The sequence below is a fragment of the Glutamicibacter endophyticus genome (assembly GCF_048457885.1).
Classification (GTDB): Bacteria; Actinomycetota; Actinomycetes; order Actinomycetales; family Micrococcaceae; genus Glutamicibacter; species Glutamicibacter endophyticus.
On the sequence record NZ_CP174200.1, the window covers coordinates 1981353 to 1996006 of the forward strand.

Here is a 14654-nt window from a genome sequence, read left to right on the forward strand (position 1 = left end):
ATCCTTTCGGTGGGCTTGAAGTTGCGGCGTGCTGGATAGGCTTGGGGTAATCGAACCATCAACCGATAAGGACTAGCCATGGCCTTCTTGCGCAGGAAAAAATCTGCGGCCGCCGCTGGGAAAGTCGAGGAACAAGCCTCGGCGTTGGCCGCCGAAGTGGTCGCCGAGACCCCCGAGTTCAGCGTTCAGGGACTATGGACGGACGTCTTGGGGCGCCTGGGTATCCGTTGCGTACAGATCCTCATCGTCGGCGCGCTAGGCGCTGTTCTGGTGCTCGGACTGCTTCGCCTGACCGTGATCGTGATCCCGACCCTCATTGCCGTCATTCTCTCCTGCGCCCTGTGGCCATTGGTCAGCAAGCTACGCAAGGTAGTTTCACCGATGATCGCCGCGTGGACGGTATTCCTCGGCTCGCTGCTGGTGCTCGGCGGCATCGGTACCGGCCTGGTCTTCTCGGTGATCAATGAGTGGCCCAAACTGGTGGATAAGGCAGTCGAAGGCTTTAACCAGCTCAACGACATGGTGCAATCCATCATGGGCGATATGCCGTTCCTGATCGAGCAGGAACAAATCGACAAGGCACTGTCCACGGTCACCGGCTTCTTGACCAGCGCCCAGTTCGGTACCGGTGCACTGAATACGCTCAGTGCCGCCGGTAGCTTCGTCACCGGGCTCATCCTCTTCCTGGTGATCCTGTTCTTCTTCCTGAAGGACGGCGACAAGATCTGGCAGTTCGCAATCTCGTGGACCCCGAAGCACTACCGCCAGCACTGGGTGGTCTCCGGTGACCGTGCCCTAGGCACCTTCGGTGGCTACATCCGCGGTACCGCCACGGTGGCGGCCGTCGACGCCATCGGTATTACCGCAACCCTGCTGGTACTGCAGGTACCGCTGGCCCTGCCGCTCGGTGTGATCGTCTTCCTCGGTTCGTTCATCCCAATGGTTGGTGCCACGGTGGCCGGCGTGCTGGCCACGCTGATCGCCCTGGTAACCAATGGGCCGATCGTTGCCCTGGTTGTGCTGGCTGCGGTAATCCTCGTGAATCAGCTGGAAGGCAACTTCCTGCAGCCGGTGGTCATGGCCAACGCACTGAACTTGCACGCCCTGGTGGTTTTGATGTCGCTGACCGCCGGTACCGTGCTGGCCGGCATCGTCGGCGCAATCCTGGCCGTTCCGCTGGTCGCAGCTGGCTGGGCCGTGGTGAAGGTTTGGACCGGCCGCGATGAACAGCTCGCCGCGGCGCTGAACCGTACAACCCACGACGTTGCAACCGCCGAAGTTGTGTCCACAGAGACCGCCGAGGCCACCCCGGGGGTCGAGGAGTCCGAAGCCGCCGACCAGGTGACGCCCAAGGACGAAGGCTGATCCGAACCTGAGCTTGTGAGCCAGCTGGTGCCGCGTTCCGCAGTAGCGGAACGCGGCACCAGCTGTTTCTGGCGGCGTCTTAGATGTACGGCCTGGTAATCAGCTCTAGGTAGTGTCCGGCCGGGTCGAGCAGGTAAACACCACGTCCACCGTGTTCGGTGTTGATCTGCCCGGCGCGGGTGCGTTGGGGGTCGGCCCAGTGCTCTAGGGCACGCGACTGGATCAGGGCATACGCCCGGTCGAAATGCTCTTCATCGACCAGGAACGCGAAGTGCCAAGGGACAAACTCGATCGGTGGGGCAGCGAATTGCAGCAGCACCCCGTCGGGCAGCGTGATGTTGTGAAAGACGCCCCAGGACGGGGCCATCTCGGCTTCCAGCAGTTCAACGTAGAAGCGGGCACTGAGCTGCGCATCCTTGCTGGGAATGATCATGTGGTTAAACGTTGCGGTCAAAATTCTCCTTCGCTTGATGGTCATGGTTCTTCGGTACATGCACCATGCGAAGGCGGCGCGCGGCTCAACCGTTGGCCGGCTGGCCCGTCTCTGTGTGCCGCGGTGCGGCGGATCCGGTCATCACGATCCTGAGCCTAGGCACCGACAGGATTCTCGTCAACCACATATGAAAAAGCCCGACCCGCTCCCCCGTTAGGGGAAACGCTCGGGCTTTGACACAGCGTTTTACTGGCCGAACCAGATCGCAATCTCACGTTCGGCGGATTCAACCGAGTCCGAACCGTGGACGAGATTCTGCTGAACCTTCAGCCCCCAGTCACGACCGAAGTCGCCGCGGATGGTGCCCGGAGCGGCGGTGGTGGGATCGGTGGCACCGGCCAAGGAACGGAACCCGGGGATTACCCCGTGGCCTTCGGCGACGATCGCCACGACCGGGCCGGAGAGCATGAACTCCACCAGCGGCTGGTAGAAGGGCTTGCCCTCGTGCTCCGCATAGTGGGCGGCGAGGATCTCCTCGGTGGCGTTAACCTGCTTCAGCTCGGCAATGGTGTAGCCCTTTGCCTCGATGCGAGCAAGGATCTGCCCGGTCAGGCCGCGGCGCACGCCATCGGGCTTGACCAGGATCAAAGTACGTTCCGACATGTATATTCCTCTTCGTGCAGTAAGTCGTGAGTTCGCTTAAGATTCTACCGGCGGATTCTGTCGCTCCCATTCGGCCTGTTCTTGGGCGCGTCGGGCGTTCTCCACGTCGATCGCGCCGCCCTTGGTCAGCGCATACCACCAGCACAGGGCGAAGGCCACGCCGACGTAGAACATGTCCACCAGCAAGAAGCCCGAGAGGATGAACACCAGCTGGATGGCCCAGCCCAGGTAGTAGCCCCACGGCTTGCGCAGGAAGGCGCAAGTGCCGATGCACAGGACGATCAGCAGGGCACCGAGCGGCAAAATGATCTGCGGTTCGGCACGTTTCAGCCCAAAGGCGGCCAAGGTGACGAACAGCGCCAGCAGCGCCTCGAGGCTCAGTACGGTGGAAGCGAACATCACCTTGGTCGAGCGCTGCTTTTTGGGCATGCCCGGGCGCCATTCACGTTGTGCCTTCGTCAAGCGTGCCACTACTGACCACCCTCTCGTTTCAGCAGCAAGGAAATCTCACCGACCAGCGTGATCGAGCCGGTGACCAACACGCCGCCGGCTAGGTCGCCCTCGGACTCGGCGCGCCCCACGCACCATTCCACGGCATCTTCGAGGTTCTCGGTCACATGCAGATCTTCCTCGGGCCACCCGGCATCCACGGCCAGGCTCGCCAGCTCCCCGGCGGGGATGGCGCGCGGCGAGGACGACTGGGTCAAGCACAGGTCTTCGACGAGGTCGCCGTACTCCTCACGCAGCGTGTAAAGGATCGCCTCGGCGTCCTTTTCGCGCAGGATCCCGAGCATCAGCACAAGCTTGGAGAAGCCGAAGGATTCGCGCACCGCTTCGGCCGAGACCCGCACCCCATCGGGGTTGTGCCCGGCATCGAGCAGAATCGTCGGTGCGGTACGCGCAATTTCCAGTCGTCCCGGGCTCGTGACCTGCGCGAAACCATCGCGCACCAGATCCACGTTCAGTTCCCGCTGCCCGCCGCCGAGGAAGGCCTCCACCGCGGCCAAGGCGACCGCGGCGTTCTGTGCCTGATGGGCACCATACAACGGCAGGAAGATCTCGTCGTAGCGTGCGGCCTGCCCCTGGATTTCCAACAGCTGCCCACCCACGGCCATGGTGCGGTCGAGCACCTTGTAGTCCAGGCTTTCAAAGGCCACCGGCACCTGGAGTTCGCGGACCTTGTCCATGAGCACCTCGGCGGCATCCATGGGCTGTACCGCGGAGATGAGGTACCCCTCGGGCTTGAGAATCCCCACCTTTTCTTCGGCGATCAGCGCCGGGGTGTCCCCCAGCAGATCCGTATGATCCAGCGAGATCGGGGTGATCACCGAAACCTGTCCGTTGGCCACGTTGGTGGCGTCGGTGATCCCGCCGAGGCCAACTTCGAGGACCAACACATCCACCGGCGCGTCGGCGAAGATCGCGAACGCCAAAATGGTCACGGCCTCGAAGTAGGTCAGCGCGTTCTCGCCGCGCTCACGCAGTTCGGCATCGACGATGTCCAGATACGGTGCGATCTCATCCCAGATGCGCACGAAGGTTTCGTCATCGACCGGTTCACCGTCGAGGCTGATCCGCTCGGTAACCGACACCAGATGCGGCGAGGAATAACGCCCGGTGCGCAGATCGTGGGCGCGCAACAGCGATTCGATCATCCGTGCCGTGGAGGTCTTGCCGTTGGTCCCGGTGATGTGAATGACCGGGCAGGCCTTATTCGGCTCGCCGAGTACTTCCATGGCACGGAACATCGGCGCCATGCGCGGTTCCATCTTGTTTTCTGGCGCCCGCGCTAGTAGCTGCGCGTAGACGCGCTCGACCTGACTCATGCCAACTCCTCGGCGGCTAGTACGGCCACGCTGATCATCGGTTCGCCGACGCTGTCATCGGCCTCGAGCACCAGTTCGGCGCTGAGTGTTTCCCCGGCGACAAGCTCCCGGTTGGCTTCCACGGCGGCGACGGTCTGCGCGCTGGCCCGCACCAGGGTGCGGATGCGGTCCGAAACCTGCAGATCGGCGTCCTTGCGGGCGGACTGGATGGCGCGGATCATATCGCGAGCGGTGCCTTCGGCGACCAGCTCGGCGGTGACCTCGGTGTCCAGTACCAGGAAGCCACCGTCGATGACGGCGGCCGCCACCTGACCGGCGGCAGACTCGTCCACCACGGTGTCGAGGGTGTACTCCCCCTCGATCAGTTCCAGACCGCCAGCGGTCACTACCCCGCCGGTCACCGACCAGTCACCGGACTTGGCGCCCTTAATGGCCTGCTGCACGTTCTTGCCCAGACGCGGGCCGGCGGCGCGGGCGTTGACCACCAGCTGCTGGCTGATGCCGTAGCTGGCGGTGTCCACCCCGGCGGCCTCGATGAGCGTGACCTTCTTCAGGTTCAGCTCGTCGGCGATGATCGAGGCGTAGGTACCGCTCAGCCGCTCGGCGTCGCTAAGGACGACCTTCAGCTCGGCCAGGGGCAGGCGCACGCGCAGGTTCTTGGCCTTGCGCAGGGAGGATGCGACCGAGCAGATCCGGCGCGTGGTATCCATGGCCTCGAGCAGTTCGGGGCTGCTCGGGAAGAGCGTGGCGTCGGGCCAGTCGGCCAGGTGTACCGAGCGCAGACCGGTCAGCCCGCGGTAGATCTCCTCGGTGGCCAGCGGCAGCAGGGAGGCCGCCACCTTCACCAAGGTCAACAGCGCGGTGTACAGGGTGTCGAAGGCCTCGGTGTCCTCGTCGAAGAAACGCTGACGCGAGCGACGCACGTACCAGTTGGTCAGCGTGTCCATGTAGCGGCGCACCGCCTCGGTGGCGTCGGAAACCTCGTAGGCGTCCAGCGCCTGCTGCACCTCGGTGACCAGCTTGCCGGTGGCGGCCAGCATGTACTGGTCCAACGGGTCGCTGGAGTCGTAGGACTCCTTCGCCTCGTAACCGGCCCCGGAGTTGGCGGCGTTGGTGTAGAGGTTGAAGAAGTGCCAGACGTTCCACAGCGGTAGCAGTACCTGGCGCACGCCCTCGCGGATGCCCTGTTCGGTGACGATCAGGTTGCCGCCACGCAGGATCGGGCTGGCCATGAGGAACCAGCGCATCGCGTCGGCGCCGTCGCGGTCGAGTACCTCGGTGACATCCGGGTAGTTCTGCAACGACTTGCTCATCTTCTGCCCGTCGGAGCCCAGCACGATGCCGTGCGAGATCACGTTGGTGTAGGCCGGGCGGTCGAAGAGCGCGGTGGACAGGATGTGCAGGGTGTAGAACCAGCCGCGGGTCTGCCCGATGTATTCGACGATGAAGTCGGCCGGGTGGTGGCCGGAGTCGAACCATTCGCGGTTCTCAAACGGGTAGTGCACCTGGGCGTAGGGCATCGAACCGGAGTCGAACCACACATCGAGCACGTCCTCGACACGGCGCAGCGTGCCCCCGGCGGCGCAGCCGGCGTGGGCGAGGGTGAGCTCGTCGATGAACGGGCGGTGCAGATCCGGTTCGCCGGCGTGGTTTACCGGCAACCGGCCGAAGAACTCCTGCAGTTCGGCCAGCGAACCGAAGACTTCGCGGTGTTCGCATTCCACGCCGTCGCATTCCCACACCGGGATCGGCGAACCCCAGTAGCGGTTGCGGCTGATCGACCAGTCGCGGGCGTTTTCCAGCCACTTACCGAACTGGCCGTGCTTGACGTTCTCGGGGATCCAGTTGATCTGCTCGTTGAGCTCGAGCATCCGGTCCTTGAGCTTGGTGACCTCCACGTACCAGGAGGAGATCGCCCGGTAGATCAGTGGGGTGCGGCAACGCCAGCAGTGCGGGTAGGAGTGCTCATAGGAGGCCTGCTTAACCAGTGCACCCTGCTCCTTGAGCACGTTGGTGATGGTCTTATTCGCCTCGAAAACCTGCACGCCCACGATGTCGTGCAGCGGCCCGTCGGCGAAGACCGGCAGGAACTTGGCGCCCTCGTCCACGGAGAGGATCACCGGGATTCCGTGTTCCTCACAGACCTTCTGGTCATCTTCACCATAGGCCGGGGCCTGGTGCACCAGGCCGGTGCCGTCGGTGGTGGTGACGTAGTCGGCCACGACGATCTGCCAGGCGTTGGCGGTCTCGTACTTTTCGGTGTCGGTGTAGGTGTCCCACAAGGGCTCGTAGCGCAGCCCGGCCAGCTGGGCGCCGGTGTACCGGGCGCTGATGGCGGCCGCGGCCTGGCTGGCGTCGGCGTAGCCCAGGTCCTTCGCATAGGAACCGAGCAGGTCTTCGGCCAGCAGGAACGGTCCGGTGGCGGCCGAAGCCTTCACGCCCTGCTCGCCGGCGGGCACCACCACGTAGCTGACCTCTGGGTGCACGGCCAGTGCCGCGTTGGTCGGCAGCGTCCACGGGGTGGTCGTCCAGGCCAGGGCCTTGACGCCGGCCAGTACGGCGGCGAGCGGGTGCTCGGTGGCGCGGATGGCGAAGCCCACGGTGACGGTCTGATCCTGACGGTTCTTGTACACGTCGTCGTCCATGCGCAGCTCATGGTTCGACAGCGGGGTCTCGTCCTTCCAGCAGTACGGAAGCACGCGGAAGCCCTGGTAGGTCAGGCCCTTGTCGCTCAGCTGCTTGAACGCCCAGATCACCGACTCCATGTACTCGACGTTCAGGGTCTTGTAGTCGTTCTCGAAGTCCACCCAGCGTGCCTGGCGGGTGACATACTCCTGCCACTCGTCGGCGTACTTCATCACCGAGGTGCGACAGGCGTCGTTGAATTTGTCGATGCCCATCTCAAGGATGTGGGCCTTGTCGTTCATGCCCAGCTGCTTCATGGCTTCCAGCTCGGCCGGCAGACCGTGGGTGTCCCAGCCGAAGCGGCGCTCCACGCGCTTACCGCGCTGGGTCTGGTAACGGGCGACGAGGTCCTTGACGTAGCCGGTCAGCAGGTGGCCGTAGTGCGGCAGACCGTTGGCAAAGGGAGGGCCATCGTAGAAGACGAATTCTTCGCCCTCGCGCTGGTCAATGGAGGCCTGGAAGGTGTCATCCTGCTTCCAGTATTCGAGGACGCGCTTCTCAATTTCGGGGAAACGCGGCGAGGCCGGGGTCGAACCGGAGGGGTCTGTTGTGACCTTCGGGTAGAAGCTCATCGAATGGGCCGTCCTTCATGGCGTAGGGTCGAAAATTCCTGCCACGAGGACGACGTGAACGCCGCGGTACCACCCCGCTTGCTTCCCGTGACCGGGAAACCGCTTCTCTTCAGCTGTAACGGGCTGGACCCGCTTGGTTCTACTAGGCCTGAGCGACCGTTCTTCCAAGGACTCCCCGGTGATGGCCGGATCTACGTCATGGTGCTTCTAGTCTAGCGCGTTGGGCTCGGGCTGAAAATTCCTGTGCATCCCCGTCGTGGCCGCTGAGTTCAGCATCACACCAAAGACCGCGGATCACCTACCGTGACCGCTACCCTACCTTCCTTGCATTTTCAGAATACCGCGTCGTGGGGGCCTTGCCGCAAGGCCCCGGGTAGGGCGCATAATCGATCTCTGCCTTCGCTCACCCGCGCATATTTTGGGAGTTTTCACCGTGCCTACCGAACCTCGCACCACCGGATTCATTCACGTGAAGGACACCGAGTTCTCGGCTGTTGCCGCCGACGAACAACGCTTGGAGGCCATCGCCGACCGGGTGGCGGCCCTACGCCGCGAAACCACCGAACTGTTGATCCGCCGGGGACGTGATGCAGCCGGTGTCCTGCAACAGTCACTGGAGCGCGATGTCCACATCGACGAGCTCGGCCGGAAGCTACAGCGGCTCGATCGCATGGGCGCCCACGCCTGCCTGGGTTTCATGCTCACCACTACCGGCGAGCGCATCTACATCGGACGCATGGGGTTGCGCGACGAGCAGGGAGAACACCTGTTGCTTGACTGGCGCACACCGGCCGCCACGGCGTTCTTCGCCGCGACCTACGCCAACCCGTCGGGCTTGGCGATGCGGCGTCGCTACATCTGGCGCGGGCAACGCGTCACCCAGTTCGTCGATGAGATCTTCGATCCCGCGCTGGTTCCCGAAAGCCCGGCCGCGGATCCGCAGTCGGCGCTGATCGCCTCGCTGGGGTCCCGGCGCACCGGAAAGATGCATGATGTGTTGGCCACCTTGCAGGCGGATCAGGACGCCGTGATCCGCAGTTCGGCCGAGGGGGCGCTGGTCGTGGAGGGCGGGCCCGGCACCGGCAAGACCGTGGTGGCCCTACACCGAGCGGCCTATTTGCTGCACGCCGACGCGAGGATACACGCTCGCGGCGGTCGGGTGCTGGTGGTCAGCCCGCACGATGCCTACAGCGCCTATGTTGCAGATGTTCTGCCCAACCTTGGCGAGCATGAGGTGCAGGTGGCGACCTTGGCGCAGCTGGTTCCGGTGTCGGGCACCGAGGTGGAGGCCGATCGGGAGGTCGCGCGGCTGAAAGGCTCCTGGGCCATGGTTCAGGGCGTGCAGCGGGCGGTGTCGGTGTTCCAGCAGCCACCGGCCGCGGATTTGTCCGTACCCACCGACTGTGGTGAACTCCGGATTACTCCCGCCCAGTTCAGCGACGCCATCGCGGGGCTCACCCCACATGTGCCGCATAACGAGGCGCGAGTCGAACTGCGCGAGAATTTGCTCGAGATTCTGTTGCGGCAGCTACCTGCATCCGAGGCTGCCGAGCCCTCGGTGCGGCGGGCGCTACGCGCCAATACTCGGCTGGCGGAACATCTCGATGACTACTGGCCGGTTCTGGACCCGCAGCGTTTGGTCCACGCCCTCTACACCACCGAGAAACTGTTGCATTACTGCGTTCCGGAGCTTTCAGCCACACAGCGTCAACGGCTGCGCACCACGGCGGCAGCCTCCGGGTGGTCCGCCTCGGATCTCCCGCTGCTCGATGCCGCGCGCTGGCTGACCGGGGACCCGCACGCCGAGGAGGTTCAGCGGCGCAGAACGCGCCAGGTGGCCGGGGCGCAATCGGTGCTGCGGCGAACGATTGAGGAGCTCCTCGAGGCAGCGGATGATCGGGAGGATCTCGCCTCGCAGCTCATCCACGAGGATCTGCAGGAGCAACTGCTCGCCGCACGCAGTGAACCGGCGGCTACGGGCGACCCGCTAGAGGGGCCCTTTGCGCATGTGGTGATCGACGAGGCCCAGGACCTGAGCGATGCACAGTGGGCCATGGTGCTACGCCGGTGCCCCTCGGGGAGCTTGACCGTTGTTGGCGACCGCGCCCAGGCTATCGCCGGTTTCACTGAATCATGGCCTCAGCGCCTTGCTCGGTTGGGTCTGTCGCGGGTCAAGGTGGCGGAGCTAACCGTCAACTACCGCTCCACCGCGCAAGTGATGGCCACCGCCGCCCCGGTCATTCGTCGCGAACTGCCCGATGCAAGCATCCCGGTCTCGCTGCGCACCGATGGCGCCCCGGTGCACTACGGGCGGCCGGCAGAGCTGGGCACGGTTCTGGAACTGTGGCTATCCGAACACGCCGAGGGTGTGGTGGCAGTGATCGGCGACGCCTCGGTGCCGCTCAACCCGCGCGTGCGCGTGGTGACGCCCGAAGGGGCCAAGGGCCTGGAGTTCGACCTGGTGATTCTTTGGCGGCCCGAGGAATATGGCGCCGGGGTGGCAGGTGCGGTGCGCCGCTATGTGGCGATGACACGTGCGACCAGCCAGCTGGTGATCCTTACCGATCGGCAGGGCGAGGTGTTTTAGTAGGCTGAAGCCCATGAGCACCGTGCAGCCACCGCGACAGGTTACGAACCTCGAGGGTCGGGTCTTAGTCTCCCCCGCCCTGCTTCGTGCGGGCCAACATGTGGTCACGGCGATGCTGCTGGTGATCGTGGTGTTGCGGGCGTTGAGTGATGGCTCGGGCCTGGCGCCGATCCTGGTTGCCGCCGTGGGATTCGCCGGATGGTATGGGCCCGGGTTCATCGCCATGGCCCGGGCCCACAGCCAGCGATTACCGTTGTGGTGGCTTGCGATCCTGGTGCTGCTCTGGGTGGCGGGGCTCTGGGCGAGCCCGGAATTCATATGGTTGGCCTTTAGCCTGTGGCTGTTGCTCGGGCATCAGCTGCCGCTCTTGCCCTCGGCTCTCTGGTCCGCGGTGGTCTACGCTCTGGTGGTTCTGGCTCCGTACCTGCACCGCGGGCACAGCGACGTGGCAGCCATGGCCGGGCCCCTGGTGGGAGGCCTGTTCGCCTGGGGCATCTCGCGAGGTTATCTGCAACTCGAACACGACGCGAAGGTGCGCTCGGATCTGGTGGATTCGCTGTTGCGTGCCCAACAGGAAATGACCGAGCTGCAAGAGGAGCTGGCCCGATCCCAGCACGCGGCCGGTATCGCCAAGGAACGCACTAGGCTGGCCCGTGAAATACACGATACGGTCGCACAACAGCTCTCCTCCATCGGGCTCCACGCCAAGGCCGCGCTAACGGCCGCAGACGCGGAGAAAACCCGCACGGCGCTCCAGCGCATCGATGAGCTCTCCGGCGAATCGCTCAATGATCTGCGCCGCATTATTGCCGCGTTGGCCCCGGCGGAACTCGACTCCCAGGCCCTAACCGGTGCGCTGGAACGAATTCTTGCCAACTACGCACGCGATGCCGGGCTCACCACACGACTACATGTCGATCCGGGACTACCGATCATGGACCCATCGATCCAAATCGCCCTGCTCCGCACGGCGCAGTCGGCCCTATCGAATGTGCGGCGCCATGCCCGGGCCTCCACGGTGGCGTTGAGTCTAGAATTCAATGACCACGAAGTGCGCATGGACATTGTCGATGATGGAGTGGGCTTTAAAGCGCAATCCGCACTGGACGCGCCAGTGAGCGACGCCGGAGGCTATGGCTTGACCGCCATGACCCGGCGCCTGAAGGAGCTCGGCGGAGGTCTCGAAGTGGAGAGCGCGCCGGGAGACGGCACGGCACTATGCGCCCATGTACCCCTGAGGATGGCGAAAGAAGACTGATGATTAGGATCTTGTTGGTGGACGATCATCCGATTGTACGCACCGGCTTGCGCTCACTGTTCGAGAACTATCCTGATCTTCAGGTGGTTGGCGACCTGTCCAGCGGCGAAGAAGCTCTTGATTTTGCCCGCACGCAACGAATCGACGTCGTGCTCTGTGACCTGCGGCTCGGCGCGGGCATGAATGGCGCCCAGACTACGCGGGCCCTGACGAGCCTGCGGCATCCTCCTCGAGTGTTGGTCCTGACCACTTTCGATAAGGACGCAGAAATTCTGGCCTGTATCGAGGCCGGAGCGGCCGGCTACCTGCTCAAGGATGTCGCCGCGGAAACCATTGTCAGTTCGATCCGTCAGGCCAATGCCGGGCAAATGGTGCTGGCCCCGGAGATGACGCAGCGAGTGCTCGCCGGGATGCGCCAGCCGAAGATCGAGCTGACGGCCCGGGAGCGTGAGGTGCTCGCCCAACTGGCCACCGGTGCCGGCAACAAGCAAATTGCCAAGGCCCTGTTTGTTTCCGAGGCCACCGTCAAAACGCACCTCGTGCACATCTTCGAGAAGTTACAGGCCACCTCGCGCACCGCGGCCATCACCAAGGCACAAGAGCTGGGACTCCTCGAGGGGTAACAACACGCCCGTGAAGCCCTCAACCATATGGTTGATCTTTTATTGGCTCCTTTGCCCGATGGCAGGCTCACCCGCACCGCATTGACTGGAAGTATGAAACTTCCAGTCCTTTCCCGCCTCGGTGACACGCTCACCAGCCGCCGCGGCGCGCGCCGCTGGTTGGCGCTGAGTTTGCTTGTCATCGTCCTGCTTTTGGGTGCGCTCAGTGGTATTGACGCCCCGCCACGTGCCAGCGGGGCCCCGGTCGAGGGTTCCGATTCGGCCCGCGTAGCGCAGCTACTGCGCGAAAATACTACCGAGCACCGCACAACGGCATTGCTGGTCGCCAGCGGCGACGACGCTCAGCAGTTAGATCCCTTTCAGGTTGAACGGTTCACCGCGCAGAGCCGTGACTACGCTCAGGCGCTGGGCCTGAGCTCCGGGAGCGTCATCAGAAGTGAAGACCGTGCAGCGGTGATGGTGCCCCTGAGCTGGGACACCGTCTCCGAAATGGACGATCGGCAGACCCTGACCGACCTCCGCTCCTCCATTGCCGCGCACCCCATCGACGGCGTGCAGCAGCAGGTCACCGGGTCAACAGCCTTCGCCGTGGACATTACCGGCGCATTTGCCGGGGCCGACTTCACGCTCTTGGCGGTGACGGTAGCGATTGTCGCAATCTTGCTCATCGTGACCTACCGGTCGCCGATCTTGTGGTTGCTCCCCCTGCTGGTGGTGGGGCTTGCCGACGGACTAGCCGGCCGAGTCGCTAACCTGCTCGGGACGAGTCTGGGACTGCATTTCGATGCCGGGGTACTTAGCGTGCTGGTCTTTGGCGCCGGAACCAACTACGCGTTGTTACTCATTTCCCGCTACCGTGACGAGCTACGGCGTCAGAAGGATCATCGCGCGGCCCTGCGCACCGCCTGGGTCGCGAGTTTCGAAGCCATCGCGACCTCGAATCTCACGGTCGTTTTGGCGCTACTCACCTTGGGTCTCGCCGTCATGGACGACACTCGCGGCTTGGGCGTGGTGTGCGCCGCGGGCTTGCTGATCGCCGCACTGCTCGTGTTGTTCCTGCTCCCTCCGGTCTTAGCGCTTGCCGGACGCAAGGCCTTCTGGCCGCTGGAGCCCAGACCCGGTGTCGCCCCGGCACCCACGAATGTTTTCGGCCGCGCCGCCCACGCGGCAATGCGCAAACCAGCACTGAATGTCGCGACCTTAATGGTGCTTCTGCTCGTGCTGGCCGGTGGTTTGGCAGGCACCCGGATGGGTCTAGATCAAACCCAACAATTTCGTACGCAGACCGAGTCGGCCAGCGCTATGCAGCAGCTAGTGGCCCACTTCCCGGCCGGGGAAGCTCAGCCAATCACTGTGCTCAGTGACGGCAAGGATACGACGGCGTTACGCGAAACCTTTGCCGGGCTCGCCGACGTGGCCCGGGTCGCTGAACCCAGCACGCTCACTAGCACCTGGCAACAATTCTCGGTGATCACTCATGCCGATCCCGGATCGCAACAGGCCCAAGCGCTTATCAAAGAACTCCGCGACCAAGCCGCGGTACATAGCGACGCGACGGTGCTGGTCGGCGGCCAGATCGCCGAACAGTACGACAACCATCAGGGACATCTGCGGGATCTGCTCCTGATCGCCCCGCTGATTGCGGCCATCTGCTTGCTCATGCTCGGCTGGCTCACACGCTCCTGGCGCACCGCCGTAGCTTTGGGCTTTGTCAACCTGCTCAGCGCCGCGGCCGCACTCGGCGTGGGATCGGTAGTTTCGTCCTTGCTATTCCAGATCAACGCCCTCGACATTCAGGTGCCGCTCCTAGCTTTCGTGTTCCTGGTCGCTCTTGGTGTGGACTACACCATCTTCTTGACGCAACGGGTGCGGCAAGACCTGCTCGAGCTACCGCTGCACGCCGCAGTGCCACGGGCGGCGAGCCGTACCGGAACCGTAATTACCAGTGCCGGCATGGTGCTGGCCGGCGTCTTCGCCGCCCTGGCCACCTTGCCACTGACGGTGCTCGGCCAGCTAGGAGTCATTGTCGGCTTAGGAGTCTTGGTCGACACCTTCCTGGTGCGCACCTTGCTGTTGCCGGCCCTCTTTGCCCTGCTGTCCTCGGGCCGCCACCCACTGTTTGGCGATCAACCTTCAACCTCGACACAACCGGCGCACCCCGCCGCGACAGAAAGTGAAATTCATGCGTAAACTTCTCAACTTGGCGTTCGGCTACATGCTCCTAGGCGTAGCCTCGGGATTGTTCTATCGAGAGTTCACCAAGCTCAACGACTTCCCCGAAGGATCATGGACGCAATTGTCGGTGGTGCACACACACTTGCTGGTGCTGGGATTTGTGGTCCTACTCCTCGTACTTCTTCTGGAAAAAGCCTTCAAGCTCAGTGAACAACGAAAACTGTTCGCATGGTTCCTCGGCACCTACAACGCCGGACTGATCTTGACCACGGCCATGCTCACGGTACACGGCATGCTGACCGTTCTCGGGATGGAATCGAGCAAGATGATCTCCGGAATCGCGGGTCTGGGTCATATGGGACTCAGCGCCGGGATGATCCTGCTGTTCGTCATGTTGCGGCGCAGCGTCACAGCTAACCCGACGCGGCCCGTGGCGGCGGAAGCGACGCCGACACGTCACTAACGAC

Annotated in this window: 11 protein-coding genes; 6 read left to right on the forward strand and 5 right to left on the reverse strand. The window is 63.8% G+C overall.

Features of this window, described 5'->3' with window-relative positions; all coding sequences use genetic code 11:
* The first annotated feature begins 78 nt into the window (after positions 1 to 78).
* Entirely contained in the window at positions 79 to 1365 is a 1287-nt protein-coding gene (locus ACJD00_RS09260; protein WP_418906775.1) for an AI-2E family transporter, read from the forward strand.
* Positions 1366 to 1444: 79 nt separating this feature from the next.
* On the opposite strand, the gene ACJD00_RS09265 is transcribed toward ACJD00_RS09260, so the two are convergent.
* The 5 genes from ACJD00_RS09265 to ileS all read right to left on the reverse strand — a co-directional run bounded on the left by ACJD00_RS09265 (position 1445) and on the right by ileS (position 7544).
* A complete protein-coding gene (locus ACJD00_RS09265) occupies positions 1445 to 1819 on the reverse strand; it encodes a VOC family protein (RefSeq protein ID WP_418906776.1) in 375 nt (124 codons plus the stop codon).
* Positions 1820 to 2044: 225 nt separating this feature from the next.
* The gene (gene ndk, locus ACJD00_RS09270; protein ID WP_309406881.1) at positions 2045 to 2461 is read right to left on the reverse strand and encodes a nucleoside-diphosphate kinase; all 417 of its coding nucleotides are present in this window, start codon (positions 2459 to 2461) and stop codon (positions 2045 to 2047) included.
* Positions 2462 to 2497: 36 nt separating this feature from the next.
* Entirely contained in the window at positions 2498 to 2932 is a 435-nt protein-coding gene (locus ACJD00_RS09275) for a DUF4233 domain-containing protein (protein WP_309406880.1), read from the reverse strand.
* Positions 2932 to 4287 (reverse strand): bifunctional folylpolyglutamate synthase/dihydrofolate synthase, encoded by a 1356-nt coding sequence (locus ACJD00_RS09280; protein WP_418906777.1) that lies wholly within the window; start codon positions 4285 to 4287, stop codon positions 2932 to 2934. Before ACJD00_RS09280 ends, ACJD00_RS09275 begins: the two co-directional genes overlap by 1 nt.
* Positions 4284 to 7544 carry an isoleucine--tRNA ligase gene (gene ileS, locus ACJD00_RS09285; protein ID WP_418906778.1) on the reverse strand — a complete coding sequence of 1087 codons (3261 nt, stop codon included), beginning with the start codon at positions 7542 to 7544 and terminating at the stop codon, positions 4284 to 4286. The genes ACJD00_RS09280 and ileS overlap by 4 nt, the downstream gene beginning before the upstream one ends.
* Positions 7545 to 7977: 433 nt before the next feature.
* On the opposite strand from ileS, the gene helR reads away from it, so the two are divergent.
* The 5 genes from helR (at position 7978) to ACJD00_RS09310 (ending at position 14650) form a co-directional block, all read left to right on the forward strand.
* A complete protein-coding gene (helR, locus tag ACJD00_RS09290; RefSeq protein WP_418906779.1) occupies positions 7978 to 10131 on the forward strand; it encodes an RNA polymerase recycling motor ATPase HelR in 2154 nt (717 codons plus the stop codon).
* Between the two features lie 13 nt (positions 10132 to 10144).
* Positions 10145 to 11389, forward strand: coding sequence for a sensor histidine kinase (locus ACJD00_RS09295; protein ID WP_418906780.1), 1245 nt, complete (start codon positions 10145 to 10147; stop codon positions 11387 to 11389).
* A complete protein-coding gene (locus tag ACJD00_RS09300) occupies positions 11389 to 12012 on the forward strand; it encodes a response regulator (protein ID WP_418906781.1) in 624 nt (207 codons plus the stop codon). Before ACJD00_RS09295 ends, ACJD00_RS09300 begins: the two co-directional genes overlap by 1 nt.
* Before the next feature lie 93 nt (positions 12013 to 12105).
* Entirely contained in the window at positions 12106 to 14202 is a 2097-nt protein-coding gene (locus tag ACJD00_RS09305) for an MMPL family transporter (protein ID WP_418906782.1), read from the forward strand.
* A complete protein-coding gene (locus ACJD00_RS09310) occupies positions 14195 to 14650 on the forward strand; it encodes a DUF2871 domain-containing protein (protein WP_418906783.1) in 456 nt (151 codons plus the stop codon). The genes ACJD00_RS09305 and ACJD00_RS09310 overlap by 8 nt, the downstream gene beginning before the upstream one ends.
* Positions 14651 to 14654 lie beyond the last annotated feature (4 nt).

Coding starts and splice junctions, on each gene's coding strand:
- ACJD00_RS09260 (WP_418906775.1), top strand. CDS start 79: ATGGCCTTCTTGCGCAGGAAAAAATCTGCGGCCGCCGCTGGGAAAGTC.
- ndk (WP_309406881.1), bottom strand. CDS start 2,461: ATGTCGGAACGTACTTTGATCCTGGTCAAGCCCGATGGCGTGCGCCGC.
- ACJD00_RS09280 (WP_418906777.1), bottom strand. CDS start 4,287: ATGAGTCAGGTCGAGCGCGTCTACGCGCAGCTACTAGCGCGGGCGCCA.
- ileS (WP_418906778.1), bottom strand. CDS start 7,544: ATGAGCTTCTACCCGAAGGTCACAACAGACCCCTCCGGTTCGACCCCG.
- ACJD00_RS09295 (WP_418906780.1), top strand. CDS start 10,145: ATGAGCACCGTGCAGCCACCGCGACAGGTTACGAACCTCGAGGGTCGG.
- ACJD00_RS09300 (WP_418906781.1), top strand. CDS start 11,389: ATGATTAGGATCTTGTTGGTGGACGATCATCCGATTGTACGCACCGGC.
- ACJD00_RS09305 (WP_418906782.1), top strand. CDS start 12,106: ATGAAACTTCCAGTCCTTTCCCGCCTCGGTGACACGCTCACCAGCCGC.
- ACJD00_RS09310 (WP_418906783.1), top strand. CDS start 14,195: ATGCGTAAACTTCTCAACTTGGCGTTCGGCTACATGCTCCTAGGCGTA.